Genomic DNA, 24221 nt, shown 5'->3' with positions numbered 1-24221 from the left:
AAGGGTTGTTCTATAAAAGTAAGATTTAGGATGAGAGAGGCGGCAATTTATTCGCTAGAGATTATTCGCTAGAGATAAAGTGGGGATAGATCAGACCACAGTGGATAGCTATCCAACCAAATCATCGCTAAATCAAAATCATTATCGAATGTAACGACGGTGATTTCGATCATCATGCCAGTAGCGTCTGCCGTTATTGTCTCGATAGACTCTGCGCTCCTTTCCATTCTCACGAATCACACCAATCGTTGCACCACTCGCCGCACCGATTGCAGCACCTTGTCCGATGTCGCCACCCGTTGCAGCAGAGATCAATGCCCCACCCGCAGCGCCAATGAGTGCACCACGTGCGGCGGACTTCCGTTCTGCTTGAGTGCTTACGCAACCTGCAAGCACACTCATTAAAACCACCATCAATACAACTATACGCTTCATAAATACTCCTAATCGCTTATTGATTAAGAGAAACTATATATCGTTTTTCGATAAATATCTAATGTTTTACATAAAACATACCCAAAAAATCAAGTTTGGTATATGATATGAATCCTGCATCGCCCGAAGCACAGCGCTTTTGACACTTTTTATATTTTTTGAATCACACGCATGAACACTCCACAAACCAACACAACCTCAAAAACAAGTTTAGGCAAATGGATCTCTTTGTTTGTCAGGGGATGGGCTATTTTCATTCTTTTTTCTAGCCCAATTCAGTTGATCATGAGCATCGGCTCTACGAATTGGCATACTGCTGATGGAACAGACATTCCTTATACAGAATTTCCTATAGCAACCTTATCGCTGATGGTGGGTTTGTGGTTAGTCAGGACATGTTTATTAGTCTGGTCGTTATGGTCAATGCACGATGTCTATTCATATGCAACACGTCATGGATTCTTTACCACCCCGATGTATCACCTTCTTCGCAAGGTTTCTATACGCTTATTGATTGTTGGATTAATTGATATTTTTTATTTTTCAGTGTGTTACTTATCCTTAGTAATTTTAGACGATAGAGTCGTTTTTGATCCGAATGTTTCAGTATTCCTCACCTTGTTAATGGCACCTGATAAATTACTATTGGCTGGGCTGGTTTTTGCGGGGGTAAAAATCGTGAAACGTGGAATCGAATTAGAAAACGAAGCGAAATTGACGGTGTAATATGCCTATTATTGTTAACTTGGATGTGATGCTTGCTCGCCGAAAAATGAGCTTAAGTGAGTTATCAGAAATCGTCGATATTAGTTTGCCAAACCTTTCAATTTTAAAGACGGGGAAAGCACGAGCGATTCGATTTTCAACGATGGAAGCGCTTTGTAGTGCACTCGATTGTCAACCTGGAGATTTACTGGAATATCAAGACGAATCTGATCCAGATTAGAAGTAAGATCAGATTAGAGTCAGTACATTTGATTGTATGAGCTCAAATCTGATCCTGTAGGTATCTTTGTAATATACTTAACGCCCTATGCCCCCAAACAAATATTCAAGATTAAAGCGCAAAACCTACTCACCCAATAACAGTTCTTATCCGCCTTTCCACCTGCTCGATATAAAAAGTATCTTCGGTAAAGCGATACATCAAAATTGCGCCCTCATAGTCCGCTACACTCTGCTTGGCAAGTCGTCGTGCTTCCGCCTCATCATACTTTTCCGCAAATAGCGGATACATCGCATTTTCCCAATCTTGAAAAAAACCACGAATCAACGGCTTAGCTTCAGGCAACGTGTGTAAAGACTCAATCGAAATAATCGCCATCAAACAACCCACTTCACCAATAGAAAAATATTGCACCGCTTTGCTGTGCATGGTGGCGAAGCGCTCTGCAACACTCAGGTTTTGATCATTGGCAATCGGATTTAAATAGCCAATCAACTGCTGATGAATCTCTTGCAAAATATCCATCAACAACTGTTCTTTATTATTGTAGTAATAATAAAATGCACCCTTCGTCAGTCCACAAGACTGTGCCAACATCTGCATACTGGTGCCTGCATAACCATGTTGTTTAAACAGCTTGGCACAGTGACTGATGATTTCGCTACGACTCAGTTTATTTGGACGCATGATTTTCCTATCCTAAGTGCTTTCAATTTAAGTTCAGTTCGGCATAAGATGAGTAAAAACTTTATGCTACGTGCGAACGTCAGTCGCATTGTTCGAGGTCAGAACAACATTAGCAAAATGACGTTTTTCAAGGTATTGGATAAATTTTGATATTTGACCGAGTTTGCGACTGACAAAATGGTTTTGCTTACTTTTCCCGAAAGAAAAGTAAGTCCAACCGAAGGTTAATCCCAACATATAAGCACACACCTTAAGAACTTGCCGAAAATATTTTATTTTCAATACCATAAAGTACTAATTTTATAGAACTCAGGTTAAGTATTCTTTTAACAAGATACTGTCGAATTACAAATACTGCTGAAACTGACCAATCACATGATCCCAAATCTGCTCAGCGCCTTGACGAAAATAGCCCATATGTCCAATCTGCTTTAAGCCAAATTGTTGCGGAGTAAGATCATTATTCGTGACCTGCGCATTTTTATAATGCACATGCAAGGCATCACGTGAGATCGGCATCGCCCATTCATCATCGGTCGAAGTCACAGCGATGATCGGCGTGGTGACTTTGGCATATTGCGCATGCAGATATTGCATATCAGGATCATCAAAGAAGTAGTTTGGATATTTGCACCACTGCTTCCATTGTTGATACACGCCTAAGGGCAAATCTGCGCCCATCTTCAGCTTGCTCCACGGCACATAGCCATAGCGTAGCGCCATCGCAGGAAAAACCACATTCCAAATGATCGACACTTTAAAGGCTTCAACTTTTGGCATATAGCCTTTCCAGCCGACACCACTGCCAAAAGTCATACACGCCGTGAGTTTCTGTGAATTATTCACCAAGCCAAGCGCCTGCCCACCATATGAATGCCCGATGAGAAACGTCTTGATGCCATCTTTTGCAGCGTCTTTGGCTACCTGATTAATCACACCTGACAAGTCCAATTGTCCCCAGTCGAGATAATCCATCTCAAAGCCTTTCAGCGACTTCGGTGCAGACTGCGCAATACCACGATAATCAAAAGTAAAGACTTGAAAACCTCTCTCTGCCATATACAGCGCAAAACGACGATAAAACGCCTGTGGTACACCTGTCGCATTGGCGATGATCATGTTGGCAATAATCTGCGATTTTGGACGATAGCGAACACCCGATAACGCATAATTATCTAAGGCATGGAAAGTTAACGATTGCTGATCAACCGCTTGTAGGGAGAATTGTGTTTGCGCATTCATCGTATTTCTCTTAGGTAAAGGAAATGGTTTTGACCAAAATTTCAAATCATTCAAATTGAAAATAAAAAAACTGAAAGCAACTATTTACTTCCCCTGAAACTTTGGTGGACGTTTTTGCATCATAGCCATTACCCCTTCCATCGCATCTTGCGAGGCAAACAAAGCAGGTAAATAGCTATTCATCCGATCAAAGGCATATTGCTGTCCATGCAATTGGGCTTCGGTCGCTGCGGCAATTAAGGCTTTGACCGCGAGTGGTGCAGCAGCGCTGATCTCTTGTGCCATCTCGATCGCACGTTCAAGTTGCGTTCCATCTTTGGCAATTTCAGAAATCAGATTGAGATCGAGTGCGGTTTGACTGTCGAACTTTTTCCCTGTGAGTAAATACGGCATGGCTTTTTGCCAACCTGCAGCCTGTACAAAGCGCACCGTCGCCCCGCCAAATGGCATGATGCCACGCTGTACTTACATTTGTGCAAATTCAGTCTGCTCACTGGCAATGACCACATCGGCATTCAGCATCAACTCAATCCCTGCGGTATAGCAATAACCATGCACCGCAACGACCATCGGCTTAGTACGTTGTTTACCTTTGATGCCCCACGGGTTAATGGTTTGATCATCAAACTGGAATACGCCATCTTTGAGTTTTGGCTGTAGCTCCATCAGGTCAAGCCCAGCAGTGAAATGCTTACCATGTGCAAAAATCACTACACAGCGCAAATTATCATCCGCTTCATAGGCGGTTAACTCATCGGCTAAGGCATGAATCAAATGGCTATCAAAGGCATTATATTTCTCTGCACGGTCAAGTCCGAGCAATAAAATATGATCATGGATAATTTCACGGCTGACTTTGCCTTGATGATTTTGTTCTGCACTCATTGTACTTTTCCAATATTTTAAATTGACAACTATATTTTTAAACGATCGTTTAACAACTGTCAAATGATTCTTATGATTTATTGTCGCTCGCAGATGTTACAAAACATTATACTTTAGTCAAAAAACTGCTAAATTTATAACCAATAGGAATGAATCAGTTTATTTTTTATTATAAATATGTAGTACAATCCGCCTCTTTGTATTTTTAAGGCTTCACCAGATGCAACCGAAAAAAATTGCCCTGTTGCTCCTCATTCAATCTGCAATGATCAGCAGCGCTTTCGCTAGCGAACAATCTGAGTCTAAAGGCTTTGTTGAAGATGCGGATGGCTCAATCCTATTCCGTACTGGTTATATCCACCGTGATAAAAAAGAAGGTCGAGACGATACCAGCTCTGCGGTCGAATCTGCGATTGTTAACCTTGAGTCAGGCTACACCAAAGGTATTGTTGGTTTTGGTGTCGGTGCAGTTGGTGATTTTTCTGTTGGATTGACTGAAAACAACAATTCGGGCAACAACATGGTGCCACGTAATGATCAAGGCGAACCGTATGATCATTGGGCGCGTGGTGGTGCAAGTGTCAAAGCACGTATTTCAAATACCGAAGTACGCTATGGTACACAAGTGCTTGACCTTCCTGTGCTTGCGAGCAACACCGCACGTATGGTGCCTGAATATTTCACAGGGACATTGGTCAACAGCCGTGAAATCAAAAACTTAGAATTGGTCGCAGGTAAATTCACCAAGAACCAATTCTCTGATCAAATTTCTACAGATGAAAATAAATTAGACAGTGCAATTGTTTGGGGTGCAAAGTACAAGCTGAACGACCAAACTAAATTTGCATATTATGGCGTGGATAATGAAGATCGTTTAGAACGTCATTATCTCAATGCGAACTATAGTCACCCTGTTGCAAACGGTACATGGACTTTTGATTTCAGTGGCTATCACACCAATTGGGATAAAGACGCAAATTCAAGTCTATATTCTTCTCTAGGTAGTGCTGATGATGACTATCAAAACTCGATCTGGGCAGTATCCGCTGCGTACAACACAGGTCCACACAATGTGATGGTGGCGTACCAGCAAAACTCTGGTAACACAGGTTATGACTACAATCTTGGTCGTGGTGTTGCTGATGGCGGTCAAACCGTTTACTTGCCAAACTCCTACTTGTCTGACTTCATCGGTAATGATGAAAAATCAGTACAATTGCAATATAACTATGATTTCTCAAACATCGGCTTAAAAGGTCTAAATTGGACGACAGCATTTGTCTATGGTTGGGACATCAAAGCGACTGATAATGCAGGCAATCTGACCAATGATGGTTCTGAAGAACGTGAATTCTTTAACCAAGTGAAATACACGGTACAATCTGGTTTTGCCAAAAATGCCAGCTTACGTGTTCGTCACTCATACTACCGTGCAGATGATTACTATGCAGCGGCGTATATTGGCGATACCAACGAATGGCGTTTATTCTTAGACATTCCAGTGAACTTGTTCTAAGTCCACGCACAATGGTCTGATCTAGACAAAAAAAACCGATGCATCTGCATCGGTTTTTTTATTTGAATGGGGTGAAAAACGAATACGATGAAAAACTAGAAATTAGTGATAACCGCCAATCACCGCGTAAGACACATTGGTCATCACAATATCAATAATAATCAACGCCAAAATCGCCAATAAAGGAGATAAATCAATCATCCCCATATTTGGCATAATCTTACGAAACGGCGCAAAAAGCGGTTCAGCTAACTCTTGAATTGCTTCAGTAAATGGACCACTTTTTTGCGTGAATAAAGTCACCCAACTCATGATGATCGCCGCAAAGATCAAATAACGACAAAACGTCACCACACCATCGGTCACCGCCATCAAGGTGCCAAGCAAAAGACTGTCTGCACCCGAGGCAAGGGTTTTATAATGCACTTCAAAAATAGTGATGCCTGCGCCCATATGACTGAGCACAGACACTTTGACCAAATACAAAATCACCAGCAAAATCATCGCTGCAAGATTAATCCGTCCCTTACCAGGTTTCGGTAAAGATCGGTTTAATACATCGACAAATTGCGTGGCTTTGACTGTCGATTGCACCACAGGATTAAAAAAGTTAATCCCAGCGAGTTGCATCAAAAAACGCAAAAACACCAGTAAAATCACTACATTGAGTAAGACGTTAAGCAATAGCGTCAAAGTTATTCTCTCAAAATATTAAAAAATCGATCTAATTTATTTGGTATTGAGCTTTTCTGCAAGCTCTACCGCCAATGACGCACTGCGTTTTTCCGCTGCAGCCAGTGCCGCTTGGATATGTTGACTGACTTGATATTGATCAAAGGTCTCTATCGCAGCTTGTGTGGTGCCATTCGGTGAAGTGACATTACGACGTAATTGCGCTGGCGTGTTGGCACTGGTAATCGCCATTTGCGCCGCACCGAGCGCCGTTTGCAAGGTCAATGCCGATGCGGTTTGCTCATCCAAACCGAGATTTTTCCCTGCTTGAATCATCGCTTCCATCAGATAAAAGAAATAGGCAGGACCAGAACCCGATACCGCTGTCACCGCATCAATTTTTTTCTCACTATCCACCCAAATGGTCAATCCCGTCGTAGCCATCACTTGCGCAGCCACATCACGATCTGCCTGACTAATATAATCGGGTGCATACAAGCCATGCGCACCACTTTGCACCAAAGCTGGGGTATTTGGCATAACACGAACGATGCGATCATAACCGCCAAGCAAAGATTTATACAGTTGAATCGGTGCACCAGCCACAATAGAAATCACCAGTTGATTCGTGAGTTTTTCTGCCAGTGGACTCAGCACCTGTGCCAATATTTGTGGCTTCACCGCAATCACCACCACATCCGCATCAGCAATCGCTTCGGCATTATTATCCGTGACATTAATGTCTTGTTGTTTCAGTAATTCTTGGATTTCAGGCACAGGATCAGACACGGTAATGCGTGTTGCAGGCAAGCCACGAGCGATCATGCCACTGATCAACGCCTGCGCCATATTACCACCACCAATAAATGTAATATTCTGATCCATTACTTCCTCACCTATTTTTTAAATTTAAAATCAATACTTAAATGATCGACTGCGACATGACCTGCGATGTTTTGCAGACACATTCATCCACACGCATCGGCAACCAGCCACCCGCTTCGACAAACGCACTGTCTGCCAACCAAAATCCTAAGGGGGTAAACACACCCAACGGCGTATTATGGTACATCAATATTTGAATTTGATTACGCAACCACGGGGCAATTTTGGCTTCTTGTAACATTTTCTTCAATAATCGATGTTCTTTTTGCCCAGACAGTCGAATTTTTTCACCGCCTTGACGTGGCATCAACTGCAACGATTGCGCCAATATATCCGCATGCAAACCGTATTCTTCAGTACCTACATCATCAATTTGAAAACACTGACCCGCCACGCTGATCACATCTTTTAATTTCAAATGAATTTCGCTGGCTGTGATCGGCTGTTGAATGGCTTGCCATTGTGCCTCTGAATATCGATAGAGCAGATATTCATAACGCATAAAATAAGTCGCAGACCAATGCAATCGGCTATTGGCATCTTGTCGTGCATCAATCACCTCTGTGTGCAAGCGCTCAACCATCGCCAAAGGCGGACGATAATGCGCCTCACCTTGCATCCAATGCGATAATAATTGTCGCTGACGTGGCAATGAAAGTCGATTTAAATACGTGATATTTAGACGCCCAAATGGATCAACGCACTGCCCCACATCCTGCACCAAGACCTCTTGTAAAATCTGATCAGCATCTTGCATCAACACTGCCGTTCTGGACAAACTGTCTTGCACATGAGGAATGCGCTGTGCAAGCATCGGTAAAAGCTGTTGCCTGTGCCACACCCGCTCAAAATCATCATCATGATTCATCGGGTCATCCACATAGTCAAAGGCATATTGCGAAGCCCATTGTTGAATCTGTGCTTTACTAAGATTTAAAAATGGTCGCCAGATAAAATAATTTTTAAAATCAGATGAATTTACGTCTTTAATGCGTCGTTTTTGCCATTCTCGCATCGCTGACAAACCACGCACGCCAGCACCTTGAAACAAACGCATCAGCAAGGTTTCAGCTTGATCCTGCTGGTGATGTCCAAGAATTAATATATCGTCAGCACTTAAAACTCTTTCAAAGGCATGATAACGTGCCTTGCGTGCCTCTGCTTCGACATTGCCTGCTTGCACATTAACTTGAATCATCGTGCAAGGAATTGCAAGTTGCTGGCAATATTTGGCGACCAACGCTGACCATTTTGCACTCTCACTTTGCAGTTGGTGATCAATGTGAATCACACGCAAACGCACAGGAATTAGCCCCGCAAACAGAAAAAGCAGCAACATGGAATCCATGCCGCCGCTACATGCGAGATAAACTAGACTAGTCTTGGGAAGTTGCTCGATTTTTTGGATTATGCGTTGACGAGATTGTTGCTGCCAAACTTCATCAATCGCTGGTAACGTGCTTCGCATCGTTCATCCGCATCCATGGCTAATAAGCGGTCAAGTTGAATTTTCAATTGTTCTTGCAGGGCGTGCATCACTTTAATTGGATTTAAGTGCGCACCTTCGCCTTCATCAATCACGGTTTCGACAATACCAATCTTTTGCAAACGATCTGCCGTCAGTGCTAAGGCTTGACTGGCTTGCTCGGCTTTCTCTGCAGTTTTCCACAGAATCGAGGCACAACCCTCAGGTGAAATCACTGAATAAATACTGTGAGACAACATCATCACATGATCGGCAACACCAATCGCCAGCGCACCGCCAGAACCACCTTCACCCAAAATTGTGGCAATCACAGGCACTTTCAAAGCAGATAACTGTGCAATATTCTTGGCAATCGCTTCGGCTTGACCACGCTCCTCAGCACCAACACCTGGGTATGCGCCCATGGTATCAATAAAGGTGAACACAGGTAGATTAAAACGCTCAGCCATCTCAAACAGACGCTGTGATTTGCGATAGCCTTCAGGATTACACATCCCAAAGTTATGCTGAATACGTTCACGGGTACTGCGACCACGGTGCTGTCCAACCACAATCACAGGTTGACCATAAAAACGTGCAAGCCCACCCACTAAGGCACCATCATCACCAAACACACGGTCACCGTGCAAAGTATCAAAGTCGGTAAAGATCTCGCTGGCATAGTCCAAAAATTGTGGACGTTCTGCATGGCGTGCGATTTTGACGGTTTGCCACGTTGGGGAGATTTTTGCCTTTGTATTCATGCTACGTCCTACTCTATCATTCAACGCTGTCATTTTGCGCAGTCAACCAATGCACCAGCCGAACAATGTCCGTTTCAGCTCGTCTATTCGCCTTAGTCGAGTGCTGAGTCTATTTCAAGATCAACTTGCCAGTGTTTAAACTGCACTTGCTCATCTTGCAATTCTGCAATCAATAAAGGCCATTGTTTCACATCACCAGAAATGGTCAATTGCCAAGTATGCTCATTTTTCACCGTTAAATGAAAGGCTGGCAAATCGGCATCACTGCGACTATGGTTGAGCAAAACTGCCAAGCGCAGTAGCAAACACAAGTACACCAGATGCATCGAACCGACCTTTTTCACATCATGTAAGGCATCTTGGCGCAATTTACGGCGATGATGCGCAACCAAATGCGACAAATGATTTTGATCAATTTGTGAAAAACCAGGAATATCAGAATGCTGTAACAAATACGCACCATGACGATGATAGCCACCATGACTTATCGCCAAGCCAATCTCATGCAAATAGGCTGCACGGCGCAGGAGATCACCATCTTCGACAGACAGGTCAAGTATTTTTGCAGACTGGTCAAAGAGCTGTTGTGCGGTTTCGACCACACGTTCGGCTTGCTTTTGATCAGCACCGTAGCGCCCCATCATCGCTTGCACACTACGATCCCGAATGTCTTCATGGCGAAAACGTCCGAGCAAGTCATACATCACGCCTTCACGTAATGCACCGTCAGAAAATGCCAATTTTTCTAGTTTAAAGACATCAAACACTGCATACAAAATCGCCAAGCCCGCTGGCAAAACCTGACGTCGATCATCTCTTAAACCATCAAAATCGATTTTAGACACATGATCAAATTTTAATAACTTCTCTTTGAGCTTATGCAAACCTTCGATGGTGACGTTATCTTGCTCATCGCTCAGATTCATATTCACCATGACTTGGCGACAGGCTTTGATGGTGCCACTCGAGCCCACTACAGTGTCCCAACCCGTTTGCATATAAGTATTGGCGATCGCACTGAGCTCTTTACGTGCTGCCACAACGGCTTTGTCAAAGGCTTTTTGCGTAATATCACCATCTGGGAAATAGGCTTTGGTATATGCCACACAGCCCATTTGTAAGGATTCCGTATTCAGCGGTTCAAATTTTTCACCAATGATAAACTCGGTCGATCCACCGCCAATATCGATCACCAAACGACGCCCACCATTTGCCATGGTATGCGACACACCGAGATAAATCAGTCTGGCTTCTTCACGACCTGCGATGATCTCGATTGGTTTCGGCAGTATTTCTGCTGCCTTTTGCATAAATTCGTCGCCGTTCTCAGCCTGACGCAGTGCATTGGTGGCAACGATCCGCATACGATTGCGAGGCACTGCGCTCAAGCGTCCAACGAAACGAGATAAACACGCCAAGCCACGCTGCTGCGCCGCTTCACTTAAATAATTATTCTCATCTAGTCCTGCTGCAAGTTGCACTTTCTCTGACATTGATGCAACTTTTTTCACTTCACCATGATCAACACGTGCAATCGCCAAGTGAAAACTATTTGACCCCATATCAATTGCAGCAAGCAATTCATCATCAATCAAAAAATCTGACATTCTCAAAAAAGATCCCGATATCTCACCCCATAGCCTAATCGACTGCGCAATTTTTGGGAAGAATAAATGCTGAAAAATTCAGCGCAATCGCTTGAAATTTGACGCATTGCGCAACGATATAACGACTTTGCCCAGCAACATTGTCTTTTACGATGCTCAGCATTCAAACTATCTATGAGCGAATCCATGCAAAAACTTGAAAAAAAGTAGAATGACGCCATAATTCATCTATGCCAAGTACACAGCGATCAAAACTTCGCTGTACTTGATTTCAACACCTATGAAAAACTGGAGCCATCCATGTCAGACAAAATTATTAATACATCTGATGAGCAATTCAAATCAGATGTTTTAGACAGTGACACCCCTGTACTTGTAGATTTCTGGGCGGCTTGGTGTGCACCATGTAAAGCGATCGCACCAATGCTTGAAGACTTGGCTGGCGAATATGATGGCAAATTGAAAATTGCAAAAGTTGATGTCACCACAGCAGAAGACACTGCAGTGAAATACAACATCCGTAATATTCCTGCACTATTGATCTTCAAAAATGGTGAAGTGGTTGCACAACAAGTTGGTGCTGCACCAAAATCAAAATTGGTTGAATTCATCAACAGCAACATCTAAGCTAAAATCGCTGTACACATGCCGTACAAGTGATGCAAACAAGGACACTTCGGTGTTCTTGTTGCTTTATCAGCTGTTACGCTGGTTGTTATCTATATTGAAACATTTCCATAATGATTCAATTAGACTTGGCTCATCTAGATATCTCTGGGTAAAAATACCTGACTAGCACACCAGATAAGCATACTGAGAAAAGTCTTGATTCCATGTGATTTCTCATTGACAAAGCATATAGACTCTCTTATAGTCTCCTATCAATTAAACACCGACTTTTCGTCAGGTTTTAATGAACAATAAGATCGCCGCTCGGCTTATCAAATCAGCTTTATAGCCTCAATAATTATTTTGAATGCTTCAATGCACGTATCAGCTATTCTGACGATACCGCATCGATGCAAAGCGACGTGCGAACTTATCATCCCCGCTTTTATTTTTTATCTTAGCCAAAAGCACTGAATATCCTCGTATGAATTTAACTGAACTCAAGAAAAAACCGATCGGCGAATTGATCAAAATTGCTGAATTTATGGGCCTTGAAGGTATGGCTCGTAACCGTAAGCAAGATATTATCTTCGCCATATTGAAACGCCATGCCATGAATGGTGAAGAAATTTTTGGTGATGGTGTTTTAGAGATTTTGTCGGATGGCTTTGGCTTTTTACGCTCAGCAGCAGGCTCTTATCTTGCCGGTCCTGATGACATCTATGTTAGCCCATCACAAATTCGACGCTTCAACTTACGCACAGGCGACACTATTACAGGCACGATTCGCCCGCCAAAAGAAAGCGAACGCTATTTTGCCCTATTAAAAGTCAATCAAATCAACTTTGACACCCCAGAAAATTCTCGTAATAAAATTCTTTTTGAAAACTTAACCCCACTTTTCCCAACCGAACAATTGGTGATGGAACTGGGTAATGGTACAACGGAAGATTTAACTGCACGTGTGGTTGATTTAATTGCCCCAATCGGTAAAGGTCAGCGTTCGATCATCGTCGCACCGCCCAAAGCAGGTAAAACCATTCTCCTACAAAACATCGCTCAGTCGATCGTACGTAATAACCCAGAATGCTTCCTCATCGTTCTCCTGATCGATGAACGCCCTGAGGAAGTGACGGAAATGGAGCGTACAGTACGTGGTGAAGTGGTCGCATCGACTTTTGATGAATCCCCTGCTCGCCATGTGCAAGTCGCTGAAATGGTTATCGAAAAAGCCAAACGACTGGTTGAACACAAAAAAGATGTGGTGATCTTGCTCGATTCGATCACACGTCTGGCTCGTGCTTACAACACGGTGATTCCATCATCTGGTAAAGTCTTGACGGGTGGTGTCGATGCGCATGCTTTAGAGCGTCCAAAACGTTTCTTCGGTGCCGCACGGAATATCGAGGAAGGTGGTTCACTGACCATTATCTCAACTGCATTGATCGAAACAGGCAGTAAGATGGATGATGTGATCTACGAAGAATTCAAAGGTACAGGTAACCAAGAAGTTACGCTGGATCGTCGTATCGCTGAAAAGCGTGTCTTCCCTGCGATGAACATCAAAAAATCAGGTACACGTCGTGAAGAGCGCCTGATGGATGAAGATAAATTGCGTAAGGTTTGGATTCTGCGTAAATTGCTTCACCCAATGGATGAACTTGCAGCGATGGAATTCTTACTTGACCGTATGAAAGAAGCCAAAACCAATGATGATTTCTTCGATCAGATGAAACGTAAACAATAATTTTTGCAAAAATCGCAAAAAGATTACACTCTAAAAGCGCCAAATTTTCATTAAATTTGGCGCTTTTTTATACAATTTACTTTTGGTTGACAAACATTACACTTTTTTACACTCAAAAATTTAATTTTTTAACTTTTTCCACCCTTTCATCAAAACAAAATATAATCAAATATTTTCATATACTTATAAAGAAGCAGAACCAAAAAATATCAGTTACAATTGCAAAATCTTCTTAATTTCGCATTCTCAATTTGTTTTTTTCATCATTGTAGTCACTTTAATCAGTAGAAAATAAATTTGCGTGGTGATAGCATAATATCCAAGCTGAATGACTTGTTAACCAGATATCCAATGCGAGGGATCGTTAGCAAATTATTCTTAACTTAAATCACATTTTTTATAGAGAGTGATGCCATGTTATTCAAAAATATCGCTATTGCAACTGCTATTGCTGCTTCTTTAACTTTCGTTGGCTGTGCTAAAAAAGCTGAAGAATCTGCTGCTGACGCTAACGCTGCTGCTGCTGACGCAACTGCTGCTGCTACTGAAGCTGAAGCTGCTGCTGACGCTGCTGCTGCTACAACTGAAGGTACTGACGCTGCTGCCGACCAAGCTGCTGACGCTGCTGCTACTGCATCTGACGCTGCGACTGACGCTGCTGCTGCTGCGACTGACGCTGCTGAAACTGCAACTGACGCTGCTGCTGCACCTGCTGCTGACGCTCCAGCTGAAGAAGCTGCTCACTAATCAGTTTACTGATCATGTGAAAAAAGGAGAGCCATTGGCTCTCTTTTTTTATGCCTCAACATTTTCTCATTTCAATTTTGTTTAATCATCTGTACCATGCTTTTTTATACGTCATTTTGGTGCATTTCCTTCCAAACTTACAATTTGTTTTAATTTTAATAATAAGTTGGTGCATTTTTTGCTTTATTTTAGCTCATATTTTGTGATGGTTTGATCTAATCACTCACTTTCCGTAATCTTTAACTACTTTGGTGCAATTCCAATGTGTTGTGTGATGCATTATTTATTTTTGCACCAATGTTGAGCAATTTATGCAAAATCTCAATTTATTCTTTTTACTCATGGGCGCAGTATTGGTTTTGGCCATGCATGCAGGATTTGCCTTTTTAGAACTAGGAACGGTTCGACATAAAAATCAGGTCAATGCACTCAGCAAAATCTTAACTGATTTTGCCATTTCCTCGATTGCCTATTTATTCGTGGGCTACTACATTGCTTATGGTCTACACTTTTTCCATACCGCAACTGCGTTGACAGAAAATCATGGTTTCAATTTGATGCGGTGTTTTTTCCTATTGACGTTTGCGGCTGCGATTCCTGCGATTGTCTCAGGTGGTATCGCAGAGCGAGCGAAGATGCGTCCGCAAGCGATTGCAACCTTGTTATTAGTGGCTTTGGTCTATCCTTTTTTTGAAGGCATTGTTTGGAATGGCAATCTCGGGCTACAAACATGGTTGGAGCATACTTTTGGTGCTGCATTTCATGACTTCGCAGGGTCGATCGTCGTGCATGCGATGGGCGGTTGGATAGCATTTGCTGCTGTTATTTTGCTTGGCGCACGTTCTGGACGTTATAAAAAGGATGGGCGTGTCGCTGCACATCCGCCGTCATCCATTCCCTTTTTGGCGTTAGGTTCTTGGATCTTGATTGTCGGTTGGTTTGGTTTCAATGTCATGAGCGCTCAACGTGTTGAAGCCATCTCTGGCTTAGTGGCAATCAATTCTTTGATGGCAATGGTTGGCGGTACGTTAAGCGCAAACTTTGTCGGTCGGAATGACCCTGGATTTTTGCATAATGGACCACTGGCAGGCTTGGTGGCGATCTGTGCTGGCTCGGATATTGTGCATCCGATTGGTGCATTAATCATCGGCGTCGTTGCAGGGGCGATATTTGTCAAACTATTCACTTATACCCAAAACAAACTCAAAGTCGATGACGTACTTGGGGTTTGGCCTTTACATGGCGTTTGCGGATTGTTTGGTGGTTTGGCTGTGGGGATTTTAGGTCAACAGTATTTTGGTGGCTTAGGTGGTGTGAGTATGATGTCGCAAATTATTGGCTCTACCCTAGCCGTGGTGTTTGCACTTGCTGGTGGTTTTGCTGTCTATGGTCTACTCAAAGTCACGATGGGACTTAGACTATCAGAAGAAGATGAATTTCAAGGTGCAGACTTGTCGATTCATAAAATTTCCGCCAACTCCGAAGATGCGATGTTTTGATATTCAGTAAGCGGATTATCCATTTTTAACCGCTTGATTTAACTTTGGGCAGTTAATTTTTCGGCGCTTGTTTTTTACAGTTAACTTGTTTAAGATGAGCGCCGATTGATCTTTTGATAATTACGCAACTGGATGTTGTAATAGTATCTTGTTGTCAGAAAAAGTAATTATTTTTGATGAAAAATCAGGGCCTATAGCTCAGTTGGTTAGAGCAGCGGACTCATAATTAGAGAATCTATACCCTATTTTCGCAATACCACACAATATTCCGCAATAAATACAACAACTAACACTATATTTTAACTGCGTTTTCCCTCAATTTCGCAATACGCTACGATACGCAAAAACACACCACAGCATATCTACTGCCTACTCAGCGCCTACTTTGAATATTTAGAGCAAATTAATGCTATTTTACTAGAGCGTGAGAGACTCGAACTCTCCAAGCTATCATTTATTTTCAGACAACAGAATCAATCGGTGGCGGGTGTATCGGTCACAGCCCTACATCATCCTCGCTATCTTCTTCTTGCAAACTTTTGACCGCTTTAATCTCACTAGAAAAACCCACAGTTTTATCAATATTGTGATCAACTTGATCAATAATCCATGTGCCGTCAATGCCATCCCGAAAAAGTGAAGCAGTTAATGGAAGCTCAGCCGACAAATATGGATCACCCACTTTCGTAATTTCTAACGTATTCTCACCACGTGCAGAGCGGTCAAACTCCGCCTGCGCACCAGCACGTGCGCTTTCTTCATCTTGATATTGATGGCGCAGTTTTCGCACAGGCTCACCACTACCGATGATGACCTCATGTTTTTTGGCTTTCTTTTTCTCGTACCAGTGTGCAATCACAGACTTGACGCTATTTGATGCACTACTCACCATGCGCCAGCGTGTGCATTGATAGCGATTGATTTCGATCGGTGTAAAATCAGATTCGCCACGTTTAATGAACAGCAGTTTTCCGCCTGCGGGCTTGCATACCGCATCATATCGCTTCGATAGTCTGAGTAAAAATGAAATGTCAGATTCATCAGACTGATCGAAATGTGGCAGTACCACCGCTTTTAGTGTGTCGCTAATCTGCGCAGTCAAACCATGCTCTAAAGCCACCGCACTCACCACATTTTCGATAGTTTTGCCCGCTTGCCAAGAACGAGTTTTTTGTGATGAGATCGAGAGCATCCCTTTTTTGCTATCGACTTGTATTGACGCACGGGCACGTATCAACATGCGATCTGGTGGCCCTTCGACTTCGACTTCATCCACTACAAATAAGCCCATATCCACCACTTCACCATCGTACCCCATGCCGATGCGTAACTCCGCCCCTTTTTCGGGCATTGCGATCGGATTGGCAGGGTCATCAGATAGCGAAATCTCGCACAGATCAGCCTCAAAGCCAACTTTGTCTGTGATCTTGATGTATTCGTACTTGCTTGCAATGATAGAAGTAATATCCGTATCATTCGCAGTCACAGTAAAACACGGTTGAATACCCATTTTCTATTCCGCACCTAATCCCAAAGTTTTACACGCTTGCTCGTCGATTTTGCTGTCGTCGTTTGCTCAGGTAGCGTGATTAGCAAGCCCGCTGGCAATATTGCGCCGTGATCGGCAAGAAAGCGATTCGCTTCCAGCACTTTTTCAACGACACGATTATCAGTATGCCCGTAATATTGATATGCAATGTAGCTCACTGTGTCGCCGTCTTTTGTTCGATACTCTGCCATTAAAAATCCGCCATTAAATATTCACCGCATTGATTAAGCTGTTGACCAAACTCAGTTGCCCGATGTCGTCCGAATATTTACGCATATTGACTGTGAATTCTTGGCGACGTGGTACGCCGAACGCAGCAAAATACGATTGCCCCTCATCGATTTGATTAATGACCCATAAGCCCAAAATCCGCCCTGTCCCAGATACCAAGATTTGCGGTTGTCCAAGTGATGCCAGCGCACGCAATTGATCAATCTGCCCTGTTCCGCCCTTAAATTCAGGAAACACCACACCCGTCAGCGTTTGCGTATCTTGCCCAGGTCCGAGGTATTGCAGATTATCCCAACCGCCGAAAACAGCTTGCTCGCCCCATTGATACGAGGTGCTTCGGTTTAATTCTTGGTATGCAGCAGTGTAGATGCCGAACTTAAACGTACCGAGGCGCATCATTGTTAAAAAACTACCGTAGATTTGACCGTCCATTACTGACTATACCCCGAATCTAACATGGAGCTACGTTGTGACACGCCGTTTGCTCGATTTAATTTTTGCATCACCATGTCTGCGATCTGATTTGGATTTTGGTTCGGCTGTGTATTGATCGTGAATGAATTGCTGATCTGATTTGGCGCAATCACACGACTAGACGGCGCACCACGCACAGGAGGCGCTTTACGTGCAGGCGCTTTACTTTGACTTGGTGCCGATGCACTGGCTTTGCTATCACCGCCGAGCAAGCCCTTTATGCCACGGTACGCCAGCCCAACAGGGCTATATGATGCAACCGTTTTGGCAAGTTCAATCGCCTTGCCTGCATTATTAATAATCCAAGTGAACAGATTCACCACCGCACGAAGTGGCGTCAGTACCGCATTGATCGCAGCACCGACCACTTTACCAAAGCTCTCGCCCGCAGATTTTGCAGTATTGATGCTCTCTGCGGAGGCGTTGACAGGTGTTAGCAAATCTTTAAACCACTGCACCACACCACCGACCACATTACCAAGCCATTCCCACGCTTTAGACAAGATCGGCGTAGACTGGATCAGACCGCCGATGGCACTGGTGAAAGGTTTAATCGCCTCAGAAATGCCTTTCCACAGCCCAATAAAAAATGCTTTGATATAATCCCAATATTTATAAATCGCCAAGCCTGCCGCTACTGCCACCGCAGCCACAACGCCAAACGGCGTGCGTAGCAAAGCAAAGCCAACTTGTTTAATCACAGTGATGACACCACCGAGTATTGCTTTTGTCCCGCCCATCGACACACCAAAACGTGCCAATGCACCCGCACCTGCAATCAAGCGTGAATTAAACACCGCCATGCCGATGCGCACACCAAGCACACCGACACGCAATCCTGTTAGCGCAGCGATGACTGTCACGATGGATGCGACCACTTTCGGATTTGCTTCAACAAAATCGGCAAATCGAGAGATAATCGGCGTAACGACATTATTGATCTTACCAAGCACAGGTTCGATTGCCGTGCCTAAGCCCACCCAAAGCCGTTGCATTGCTGCGGTGCGAGCTTCACTTTGCGACTGACTTGTTTCAGACATTTTGATGAAATCACGATCAACCACACCCGCCGAATTCAATGCTGCTTCTTTGATGCGCTTGTACTCATCCATGTTTTGCATCATCGGGCGCAAAAAGTTCTGCACTTGCATATCACCGAACAGCTCAGTTAATAATTTTTGATCGCCACCCTTGGTCATCTTGTAGACTTGCTCTACTGCGGTCTCAAATGCGTTGCCACCATTTTTTTGCGCTTTGGTGATTTCGCCATATAGGTCCACGCCATATTTTTTTGCTTTTTTCAGGGTTTCAGGAGCGAGGATTTTACCCATGAAGTTTTTCATGTTGTTGGCGGCTTCGGATTCATCACTTGCGCCTTTTTTTGCAATTTGAAGTGCTGCGCCCATCGTTGCAGCGGCTTCAACCCCCTGCAACTTTAATGCATTGAATGACGCACCTAGCACGGGTAAATTTTCAGCCATCGCCTTGAATTCAAAGTTACCCTCTTTACCCGCTTGCGTCAGCGCATCCATCGCCCGCAGCATATTGTCTGGCGCAACATTCAGTGCATCATTTAACGTATTCGCTGCTTTTGACACTTCCTCGATCGAGGCACCTGTGGCTGTGGCAGTCTTGCCGATAGGCTCTAATACTTTAGTTGCAGTTGCTAAATCCATGCCCGCAGCAATTAGAACATTTTGCGCTTTGAGCACTTCTGCGGGAGCTTTGCCCAGCACTTTAGAGATATTCATCACTTCTGAGCGCAAGTTGCCGATTTGCGCTTTCGACATATCTGCTGTATTGCCAATCATCTGAAGTTGATAGTTAAAATCAGACGACACATCCACAGCTTTTTTTAGCGGAGCAAGTACCGCTATCGCTGTGCCAACGGTTGCGCCGATTTTTCCTGTGAGATTAGATAAATGTTCTTCATTTTTGAGTCGCTTTTGCTCAACGATGCTTAACTTTTCTTGCGCACGTGTGAGCTTACCTAGCTCAGCAGTGACCGCACTATACTTCGCACGCAGATTATCGACATTTTTACCCATCCCGCCAAACGTCTGGATCGCCTTGCCCAGTTCAGCTTGGTTTTTCTTGACCCGCCGAATCTCGCTACCAATCTGCCCAAGTTGGCTTTTGGTCGTGCCAATGGTCGAGCGCAATGAGCCAGCCACCGCACCGCCAATCGTGATAATCGCATTTAAATTTTTATTTGCCATCGCTCATCAAAACAAAACCCCGCATAGTGCGAGGTTAGGTGTTTTAGGTCGTGTGATCATTCTGCACGATTTCACATACAAGTGACTTAATGATTTTCATCTCTCGGCAAGCCATCACTCCACCACACCAGCTCAGAGATTTTTAGTGCTGTCAGCTCGCTCAAAGCCCACGATGTGAAAGATGCCAGTGCAATCAACATTGCTCGAATGTCAGTTGCACTTATTCGATAAAAAGTTTGTAGGCGCTCTGTACTCGCTTGTAGTCCCGCAGTGTCAATCCTTTGATGGCTTCAGGTGGCACACCACACAAGTTTGCAAACATCATGATTTCTTGTTCAGCATCCGATTTGCCTTTCGCCTGCATTTCACTAGCGAGCAAATCCTGCACTGTCGGCTCACGCATGGTTAGCGTTGCCGAGGTCGCACCTAAAATCTGATAGTCTTTACTGAGTGTGATTTGATAGTCATGTCCTTGCTCAGCCACAAAGTCGAGATCAGCAAGCGTTACTTTAGTATCCGTCATTTTTTACATTCCTAGTGCAGAACGCACGTCTGCCAATACATCTGTACCATTGATGATGCGCACCATATTGATCACATCGATTTCATGCACAGTGCTGCCGCCGATGGTCTGCTTGTAATAGTCGAGTGACAGATCGTACTTATCTTTAGCCGCTTCGCCCGCTTTTGCTGCGCCCTGATTGATTTTCACAATCTTGCCACGCATGTTATGCACTACTTGCGTGATCGTGCCGTCGTATGATTCCATCGACTCATAGACAGTAAATGCTACACTTGCACTTTGACGAATACCAAAAAGCGACAACACATCACGACTATGCGAATGCAACGTAAAGTCAGCAACCAACTTTTCCATGCCCATCGTGATGTCAATCGGCGCATCCATGCCACCCGCTCGATACTCTTCAGTTTGCAAGCTCAGCTCAGGTAAATTGAATTCATCTGTGCTGCCTGCGTAGCCCTTACCATCGACAATCAAATTAAAATTCTTGCGAATATCTTGTGCAGTCGCCATTTATCAATTCTCCCTACGAAAAGATTTCTTTAATGTAGTCGTCGACCAAGTGAGATCGGAACGTAATATGCTCCGCTGGATAGACGGGCGTAAAGTCAAAATCAAAGAAGATTTTACCTTGTGCGATCTGACTTGCTGAATTTAATTCAGGATCAGCCCAACATTCACCGCCCAAAATTGCGCCGATGTTTTTCAGATAGCGTAAATATTCATTCACACCTTCGATCACATCATTGACGTATGTTTTTGTGATCCCTCGATCCACCGCCCACAGGTGCGCCGCCACAAGCGATTCTTCAATCATGTCAGCAGTACGCACGACACACAGAAACGCCCATTTTGAATCATCAGATAGTGTGCGGTTGCCCCACAGACGATAGCCGTCTTGACGGATGATTGTCGCTACATTTTTTTCGTTGAGAAGATTTGCACGACAGTTCGCATCACCCATCACGAAATCGATCGCACGTGCTGTCCCAACAATGCCATTGATGGTTTGATTTGATGGCGACCACCACCAGCCACGATCATTGTCCGACTTTGCAAGCAATCCAGCAACATGCGCACTCGACCATGCTTGTACGATGTTTGCATCACTGTCAGTTTTTAGTGATTTTGGATCAACCAAATAAACACGCTTCGAGCCAAAATCGCCCGCATACGCATAAGCATCCGCATCGTTTGTATTTGGACCATCGGCAATAATGACCGCTTTTAGTCGTTCCGCAATACCGATTAGCTCAGCGACCACAGGGTTAGCAATCGCTGGTGTATCCCCATCTGCTGCGGTACGAGTATGTGTGAATCCTGGTGCGATCAAAATTTTTGGCACAAAACCAACAATATTTTCCGCAGCTAAGAATGCATGCACGCCTTCATAAGCGCCATCTGTCGCATTCACCCCACCAAGCACATTGGCAAGCGTGGCTTGATCGTCCGCCCCTTCTTCAACTCGCACGACGACAACCACAGCGCCGATCTGATCAAAGATCGAGTCCATTGCATCAGGTAATGTACCTGTTTCGCCAAGTTTTGCGGCGAGTGTGCGAGAGCCTGCAACGAGTACAGGCGTATTAAGTGGAAATGCTGTCGCATCGGCTTCGGGCGCTGTGCCCACAATGCCGATGGTTGAGCTGCGAACAGTGCTGATTGGGCGTGTGCCATTATCAACTGTGACGGTCTGAATGCCGTGTAAAAAAGTATCGCTCATGAATCTGCAATCTCATTAAGATTTCGTCCATTTTTGCGATTATTTACGCTGTTATCATTCTGCAATTTTTCATATTGCTGATGCACGAAAGCCTGTTTTAGCGTTGGATTTTCTAAAACAGGCTTGCATATTGTGCGGTTGATTTGTATTTGCGCTGGTTGTGTATGGCGAGTAGAGAACATTGGAAATGTTTGCAAGATCAATGCTTAGATGTTTTCATTTAAGTATTTCAATCTCACTAAATAATTCTTTTTTAGTTAGTTCACATGCTTTAAATACCAAATCATTTCTATGATCTGAGCTCAAATATTCATCTTTACATTTAATTGTAAATTGATTTTTATAGCGACTATAAACAATATATCCTGTTCCGCTATAATTTTCACTGGTTCGTTTCAATGAGTAGTTTTCATCATCATAAACTAAAAAATAGTCCTTATTATCTATTTTTAAAAAAATCAGTCCAACATCATCATTCACGGACAAAGGAACTGAAAAAATATTTCCTTTGAGTAAGTCGGGTGAAATACATTCTATCTTTCGACTGATACGATTAAATGTTAAAACTTGATCTTTATAATTAGTAAGCAGTTTTTTATTAAAATTAAAAATTGATGCTCTGTTCTTGAAAGGGTTAGTTGATAAAATTTTATTGAAAAACTCATTGTAGTGTTCATCACTCAAATTGTTACGCGCATAATTCATAACATATGGTAGAGTCTTGTTTAACCGTAAATATTTTACTTTTTTGTCTTTTAGATCCAGTTTTTTATAAATATTAAAGAACATTCCTGGGTGCCGAGAAAAAGCAATTTTCATTGCTGAACTGTCGTAATCCAGTAAATATTTATTTTTTGCTATTTTAGTTTGCTTAATTAAAAAATTCTTATCCTTTTTTTTAAAGTAGAAATCAATCAAAGATAAATAAAAATCTGTCCCCTTCAAAAAATTTTGAACACTATGTCCACCATTTCTGCATAAAATAGTTTGAATCTTAATATTATTTTTGACCATTAAGTTAATATGATCTTGATCCAACTTACAAAAATCATCATAAAAAACATATATATTGTCAACTATATCATCATTTCTAAGATGCATATTTGTATTTAGGCTTTCATTAAAATACATATTATATCTTTTATCATCTATAACTTTTGGATCAATTGAATATTGTGGTGCAAACGCATACACAATAGATGCATTCAACAATTTTGAATACTTGATCGCTGCATATGCTCCCATGCTACTTGCATATAATATCTTATGGTCAAATTTTACGATGAATTGGGCTATTTCTCGGATTGCTAAAAGCATGCTCTGCTCAGGAAACCAATTTGCAGCAGTTGGTAATATCGCAATGCAATTTAAATCAAGTTTTTCACACAAATTTTGCATTGGAAACTTTTCACTTTTAGCTTGTTGAGCTAAATTACCAAATGTGATCAATACGTAGTCAGATGCCCCCGCATGTGAAATTACTTTAATGTGATCATCTTCAAAAATTACTGTTTTTCGCTCAAGTACTAAATTCATAACTCACTCATCTTTTTACATAAACCTCCAATATTATCCACAGTTAATCGATAGTTTTAAAATATATTTCATTTTTTTTTACTAATCTCCCTCATCTAAAACAAACACTTGATCTTCTTCATCTACATAAGTTGGAGCGACTGTACGAGTTCCGCCTGTGATCTCATAAGCAATACCCGCTTCACGCAAAGCTGCGACTTGTTTTTCGATTTCTTCTTCTGACAAGCCAAGTCCGCATACTTGATAAATTTCTGACATGA

Annotated in this window: 24 protein-coding genes and 2 pseudogenes; 7 read left to right on the top strand and 19 right to left on the bottom strand. The window is 43.0% G+C overall.

The features are described from left to right. Nucleotides 1-141: 141 nt before the first annotated feature. The gene (locus BLQ60_RS07595; RefSeq protein ID WP_092618287.1) at nt 142-435 is read right to left on the bottom strand and encodes a glycine zipper family protein; all 294 of its coding nucleotides are present in this window, start codon (nt 433-435) and stop codon (nt 142-144) included. Nucleotides 436-606: 171 nt separating this feature from the next. Here BLQ60_RS07595 and BLQ60_RS07590 point away from each other — a divergent pair, with 171 nt between their 5' ends. Both BLQ60_RS07590 and BLQ60_RS07585 read left to right on the top strand, forming a co-directional pair. Next, entirely contained in the window at nt 607-1161 is a 555-nt protein-coding gene (locus BLQ60_RS07590; protein ID WP_092618284.1) for a hypothetical protein, read from the top strand. Nucleotide 1162: 1 nt separating this feature from the next. Further along, on the top strand, nt 1163-1381 hold the full coding sequence (locus BLQ60_RS07585; protein ID WP_092618281.1) for a helix-turn-helix domain-containing protein: 219 nt from the start codon (nt 1163-1165) through the stop codon (nt 1379-1381). Nucleotides 1382-1510: 129 nt separating this feature from the next. On the opposite strand, the gene BLQ60_RS07580 is transcribed toward BLQ60_RS07585, so the two are convergent. From BLQ60_RS07580 to BLQ60_RS07570, 3 genes and pseudogenes are all read right to left on the bottom strand, one after another. After that, nucleotides 1511-2068 carry a TetR/AcrR family transcriptional regulator gene (locus tag BLQ60_RS07580; protein ID WP_092618278.1) on the bottom strand — a complete coding sequence of 186 codons (558 nt, stop codon included), beginning with the start codon at nt 2066-2068 and terminating at the stop codon, nt 1511-1513. Between the two features lie 345 nt (nt 2069-2413). After that, the gene (locus BLQ60_RS07575; protein ID WP_092618275.1) at nt 2414-3310 is read right to left on the bottom strand and encodes an alpha/beta hydrolase family protein; all 897 of its coding nucleotides are present in this window, start codon (nt 3308-3310) and stop codon (nt 2414-2416) included. An 84-nt stretch (nt 3311-3394) separates the two neighbouring features. Beyond that, nucleotides 3395-4195: pseudogene (locus BLQ60_RS07570) on the bottom strand (crotonase/enoyl-CoA hydratase family protein). Nucleotides 4196-4415: 220 nt separating this feature from the next. On the opposite strand from BLQ60_RS07570, the gene BLQ60_RS07565 reads away from it, so the two are divergent. Then, the gene (locus BLQ60_RS07565) at nt 4416-5711 is read left to right on the top strand and encodes an OprD family outer membrane porin (protein WP_092618272.1); all 1296 of its coding nucleotides are present in this window, start codon (nt 4416-4418) and stop codon (nt 5709-5711) included. Between the two features lie 102 nt (nt 5712-5813). Here BLQ60_RS07565 and BLQ60_RS07560 read toward each other — a convergent pair whose 3' ends face one another. The 6 genes from BLQ60_RS07560 to BLQ60_RS14190 all read right to left on the bottom strand — a co-directional run bounded on the left by BLQ60_RS07560 (nt 5814) and on the right by BLQ60_RS14190 (nt 11267). Continuing rightward, nucleotides 5814-6341: a YggT family protein gene (locus BLQ60_RS07560; RefSeq protein WP_092618722.1), complete on the bottom strand. Its 528-nt coding sequence runs from the start codon at nt 6339-6341 to the stop codon at nt 5814-5816. A gap of 99 nt (nt 6342-6440) precedes the next feature. Continuing rightward, nucleotides 6441-7268, bottom strand: a complete 828-nt coding sequence (proC, locus tag BLQ60_RS07555) for a pyrroline-5-carboxylate reductase (RefSeq protein WP_092618269.1) — start codon at nt 7266-7268, stop codon at nt 6441-6443. Nucleotides 7269-7305: 37 nt separating this feature from the next. Continuing rightward, complete coding sequence (tilS, locus tag BLQ60_RS07550; RefSeq protein WP_092618266.1) at nt 7306-8736, bottom strand: tRNA lysidine(34) synthetase TilS; 1431 nt, start codon at nt 8734-8736, stop codon at nt 7306-7308. Continuing rightward, complete coding sequence (locus BLQ60_RS07545; protein WP_244515987.1) at nt 8676-9497, bottom strand: acetyl-CoA carboxylase carboxyltransferase subunit alpha; 822 nt, start codon at nt 9495-9497, stop codon at nt 8676-8678. The genes tilS and BLQ60_RS07545 overlap by 61 nt, the downstream gene beginning before the upstream one ends. Before the next feature lie 92 nt (nt 9498-9589). Continuing rightward, on the bottom strand, nt 9590-11104 hold the full coding sequence (gene ppx / locus BLQ60_RS07540; RefSeq protein WP_092618260.1) for an exopolyphosphatase: 1515 nt from the start codon (nt 11102-11104) through the stop codon (nt 9590-9592). Between the two features lie 34 nt (nt 11105-11138). Next, nucleotides 11139-11267, bottom strand: a complete 129-nt coding sequence (locus tag BLQ60_RS14190; protein ID WP_280137875.1) for a hypothetical protein — start codon at nt 11265-11267, stop codon at nt 11139-11141. 137 nt (nt 11268-11404) lie between these two features. On the opposite strand from BLQ60_RS14190, the gene trxA reads away from it, so the two are divergent. The 4 genes and pseudogenes from trxA (at nt 11405) to BLQ60_RS07520 (ending at nt 15706) form a co-directional block, all read left to right on the top strand. Next, nucleotides 11405-11731, top strand: a complete 327-nt coding sequence (gene trxA / locus BLQ60_RS07535; protein ID WP_092618257.1) for a thioredoxin — start codon at nt 11405-11407, stop codon at nt 11729-11731. Between the two features lie 466 nt (nt 11732-12197). After that, complete coding sequence (gene rho, locus BLQ60_RS07530) at nt 12198-13460, top strand: transcription termination factor Rho (RefSeq protein WP_092618254.1); 1263 nt, start codon at nt 12198-12200, stop codon at nt 13458-13460. A 414-nt stretch (nt 13461-13874) separates the two neighbouring features. Then, nucleotides 13875-14129: pseudogene (locus BLQ60_RS07525) on the top strand (hypothetical protein); the annotation flags it as partial. Nucleotides 14130-14518: 389 nt separating this feature from the next. Next, nucleotides 14519-15706 carry an ammonium transporter gene (locus tag BLQ60_RS07520; RefSeq protein WP_092618248.1) on the top strand — a complete coding sequence of 396 codons (1188 nt, stop codon included), beginning with the start codon at nt 14519-14521 and terminating at the stop codon, nt 15704-15706. A 496-nt stretch (nt 15707-16202) separates the two neighbouring features. Here the strand turns inward: BLQ60_RS07520 and BLQ60_RS07515 are convergent, their stop codons facing one another. From BLQ60_RS07515 to BLQ60_RS14055, 9 genes are all read right to left on the bottom strand, one after another. Continuing rightward, nucleotides 16203-17216 (bottom strand): contractile injection system protein, VgrG/Pvc8 family, encoded by a 1014-nt coding sequence (locus BLQ60_RS07515; protein WP_092618245.1) that lies wholly within the window; start codon nt 17214-17216, stop codon nt 16203-16205. 14 nt (nt 17217-17230) lie between these two features. Next, complete coding sequence (locus BLQ60_RS07510; protein ID WP_092618242.1) at nt 17231-17446, bottom strand: tail protein X; 216 nt, start codon at nt 17444-17446, stop codon at nt 17231-17233. Nucleotides 17447-17459: 13 nt separating this feature from the next. Beyond that, nucleotides 17460-17918, bottom strand: a complete 459-nt coding sequence (locus BLQ60_RS07505) for a phage tail protein (RefSeq protein WP_092618239.1) — start codon at nt 17916-17918, stop codon at nt 17460-17462. Further along, entirely contained in the window at nt 17918-20179 is a 2262-nt protein-coding gene (locus BLQ60_RS07500; protein ID WP_092618236.1) for a phage tail tape measure protein, read from the bottom strand. The genes BLQ60_RS07505 and BLQ60_RS07500 overlap by 1 nt, the downstream gene beginning before the upstream one ends. A 220-nt stretch (nt 20180-20399) precedes the next feature. Next, nucleotides 20400-20702, bottom strand: coding sequence for a phage tail assembly protein (locus BLQ60_RS07495; RefSeq protein WP_092618233.1), 303 nt, complete (start codon nt 20700-20702; stop codon nt 20400-20402). Between the two features lie 3 nt (nt 20703-20705). Next, entirely contained in the window at nt 20706-21215 is a 510-nt protein-coding gene (locus tag BLQ60_RS07490; protein WP_092618220.1) for a phage major tail tube protein, read from the bottom strand. A 13-nt stretch (nt 21216-21228) separates the two neighbouring features. Then, nucleotides 21229-22425 (bottom strand): phage tail sheath C-terminal domain-containing protein, encoded by a 1197-nt coding sequence (locus BLQ60_RS07485; protein WP_092618218.1) that lies wholly within the window; start codon nt 22423-22425, stop codon nt 21229-21231. 216 nt (nt 22426-22641) lie between these two features. Beyond that, nucleotides 22642-23961: a hypothetical protein gene (locus BLQ60_RS07475; protein ID WP_092618216.1), complete on the bottom strand. Its 1320-nt coding sequence runs from the start codon at nt 23959-23961 to the stop codon at nt 22642-22644. Between the two features lie 81 nt (nt 23962-24042). Further along, nucleotides 24043-24219, bottom strand: coding sequence for a hypothetical protein (locus BLQ60_RS14055; RefSeq protein ID WP_171259075.1), 177 nt, complete (start codon nt 24217-24219; stop codon nt 24043-24045). Between the last annotated feature and the right edge of the window lie 2 nt (nt 24220-24221).

It is taken from the genome of Acinetobacter marinus (assembly GCF_900096915.1).
In the GTDB taxonomy this organism is placed as follows: domain Bacteria; phylum Pseudomonadota; class Gammaproteobacteria; order Pseudomonadales; family Moraxellaceae; genus Acinetobacter; species Acinetobacter marinus.
Note: the sequence above shows the minus strand (reverse complement) of the source record. Positions and strands in the feature narration are given on the sequence as shown.

Excerpts from the sequence above, each read along its gene's own strand:
- BLQ60_RS07595 (WP_092618287.1), bottom strand. The coding sequence starts at position 435 with ATGAAGCGTATAGTTGTATTGATGGTGGTTTTAATGAGTGTGCTTGCA.
- BLQ60_RS07590 (WP_092618284.1), top strand. The coding sequence starts at position 607 with ATGAACACTCCACAAACCAACACAACCTCAAAAACAAGTTTAGGCAAA.
- BLQ60_RS07585 (WP_092618281.1), top strand. The coding sequence starts at position 1,163 with ATGCCTATTATTGTTAACTTGGATGTGATGCTTGCTCGCCGAAAAATG.
- BLQ60_RS07580 (WP_092618278.1), bottom strand. The coding sequence starts at position 2,068 with ATGCGTCCAAATAAACTGAGTCGTAGCGAAATCATCAGTCACTGTGCC.
- BLQ60_RS07575 (WP_092618275.1), bottom strand. The coding sequence starts at position 3,310 with ATGAATGCGCAAACACAATTCTCCCTACAAGCGGTTGATCAGCAATCG.
- BLQ60_RS07565 (WP_092618272.1), top strand. The coding sequence starts at position 4,416 with ATGCAACCGAAAAAAATTGCCCTGTTGCTCCTCATTCAATCTGCAATG.
- BLQ60_RS07560 (WP_092618722.1), bottom strand. The coding sequence starts at position 6,341 with ATGCAACTCGCTGGGATTAACTTTTTTAATCCTGTGGTGCAATCGACA.
- proC (WP_092618269.1), bottom strand. The coding sequence starts at position 7,268 with ATGGATCAGAATATTACATTTATTGGTGGTGGTAATATGGCGCAGGCG.
- tilS (WP_092618266.1), bottom strand. The coding sequence starts at position 8,736 with ATGCGAAGCACGTTACCAGCGATTGATGAAGTTTGGCAGCAACAATCT.
- BLQ60_RS07545 (WP_244515987.1), bottom strand. The coding sequence starts at position 9,497 with ATGAATACAAAGGCAAAAATCTCCCCAACGTGGCAAACCGTCAAAATC.
- ppx (WP_092618260.1), bottom strand. The coding sequence starts at position 11,104 with ATGTCAGATTTTTTGATTGATGATGAATTGCTTGCTGCAATTGATATG.
- BLQ60_RS14190 (WP_280137875.1), bottom strand. The coding sequence starts at position 11,267 with ATGCTGAGCATCGTAAAAGACAATGTTGCTGGGCAAAGTCGTTATATC.
- trxA (WP_092618257.1), top strand. The coding sequence starts at position 11,405 with ATGTCAGACAAAATTATTAATACATCTGATGAGCAATTCAAATCAGAT.
- rho (WP_092618254.1), top strand. The coding sequence starts at position 12,198 with ATGAATTTAACTGAACTCAAGAAAAAACCGATCGGCGAATTGATCAAA.
- BLQ60_RS07520 (WP_092618248.1), top strand. The coding sequence starts at position 14,519 with ATGCAAAATCTCAATTTATTCTTTTTACTCATGGGCGCAGTATTGGTT.
- BLQ60_RS07515 (WP_092618245.1), bottom strand. The coding sequence starts at position 17,216 with ATGGGTATTCAACCGTGTTTTACTGTGACTGCGAATGATACGGATATT.
- BLQ60_RS07510 (WP_092618242.1), bottom strand. The coding sequence starts at position 17,446 with ATGGCAGAGTATCGAACAAAAGACGGCGACACAGTGAGCTACATTGCA.
- BLQ60_RS07505 (WP_092618239.1), bottom strand. The coding sequence starts at position 17,918 with ATGGACGGTCAAATCTACGGTAGTTTTTTAACAATGATGCGCCTCGGT.
- BLQ60_RS07500 (WP_092618236.1), bottom strand. The coding sequence starts at position 20,179 with ATGGCAAATAAAAATTTAAATGCGATTATCACGATTGGCGGTGCGGTG.
- BLQ60_RS07495 (WP_092618233.1), bottom strand. The coding sequence starts at position 20,702 with ATGACGGATACTAAAGTAACGCTTGCTGATCTCGACTTTGTGGCTGAG.
- BLQ60_RS07490 (WP_092618220.1), bottom strand. The coding sequence starts at position 21,215 with ATGGCGACTGCACAAGATATTCGCAAGAATTTTAATTTGATTGTCGAT.
- BLQ60_RS07485 (WP_092618218.1), bottom strand. The coding sequence starts at position 22,425 with ATGAGCGATACTTTTTTACACGGCATTCAGACCGTCACAGTTGATAAT.
- BLQ60_RS07475 (WP_092618216.1), bottom strand. The coding sequence starts at position 23,961 with ATGAATTTAGTACTTGAGCGAAAAACAGTAATTTTTGAAGATGATCAC.
- BLQ60_RS14055 (WP_171259075.1), bottom strand. The coding sequence starts at position 24,219 with ATGTCAGAAATTTATCAAGTATGCGGACTTGGCTTGTCAGAAGAAGAA.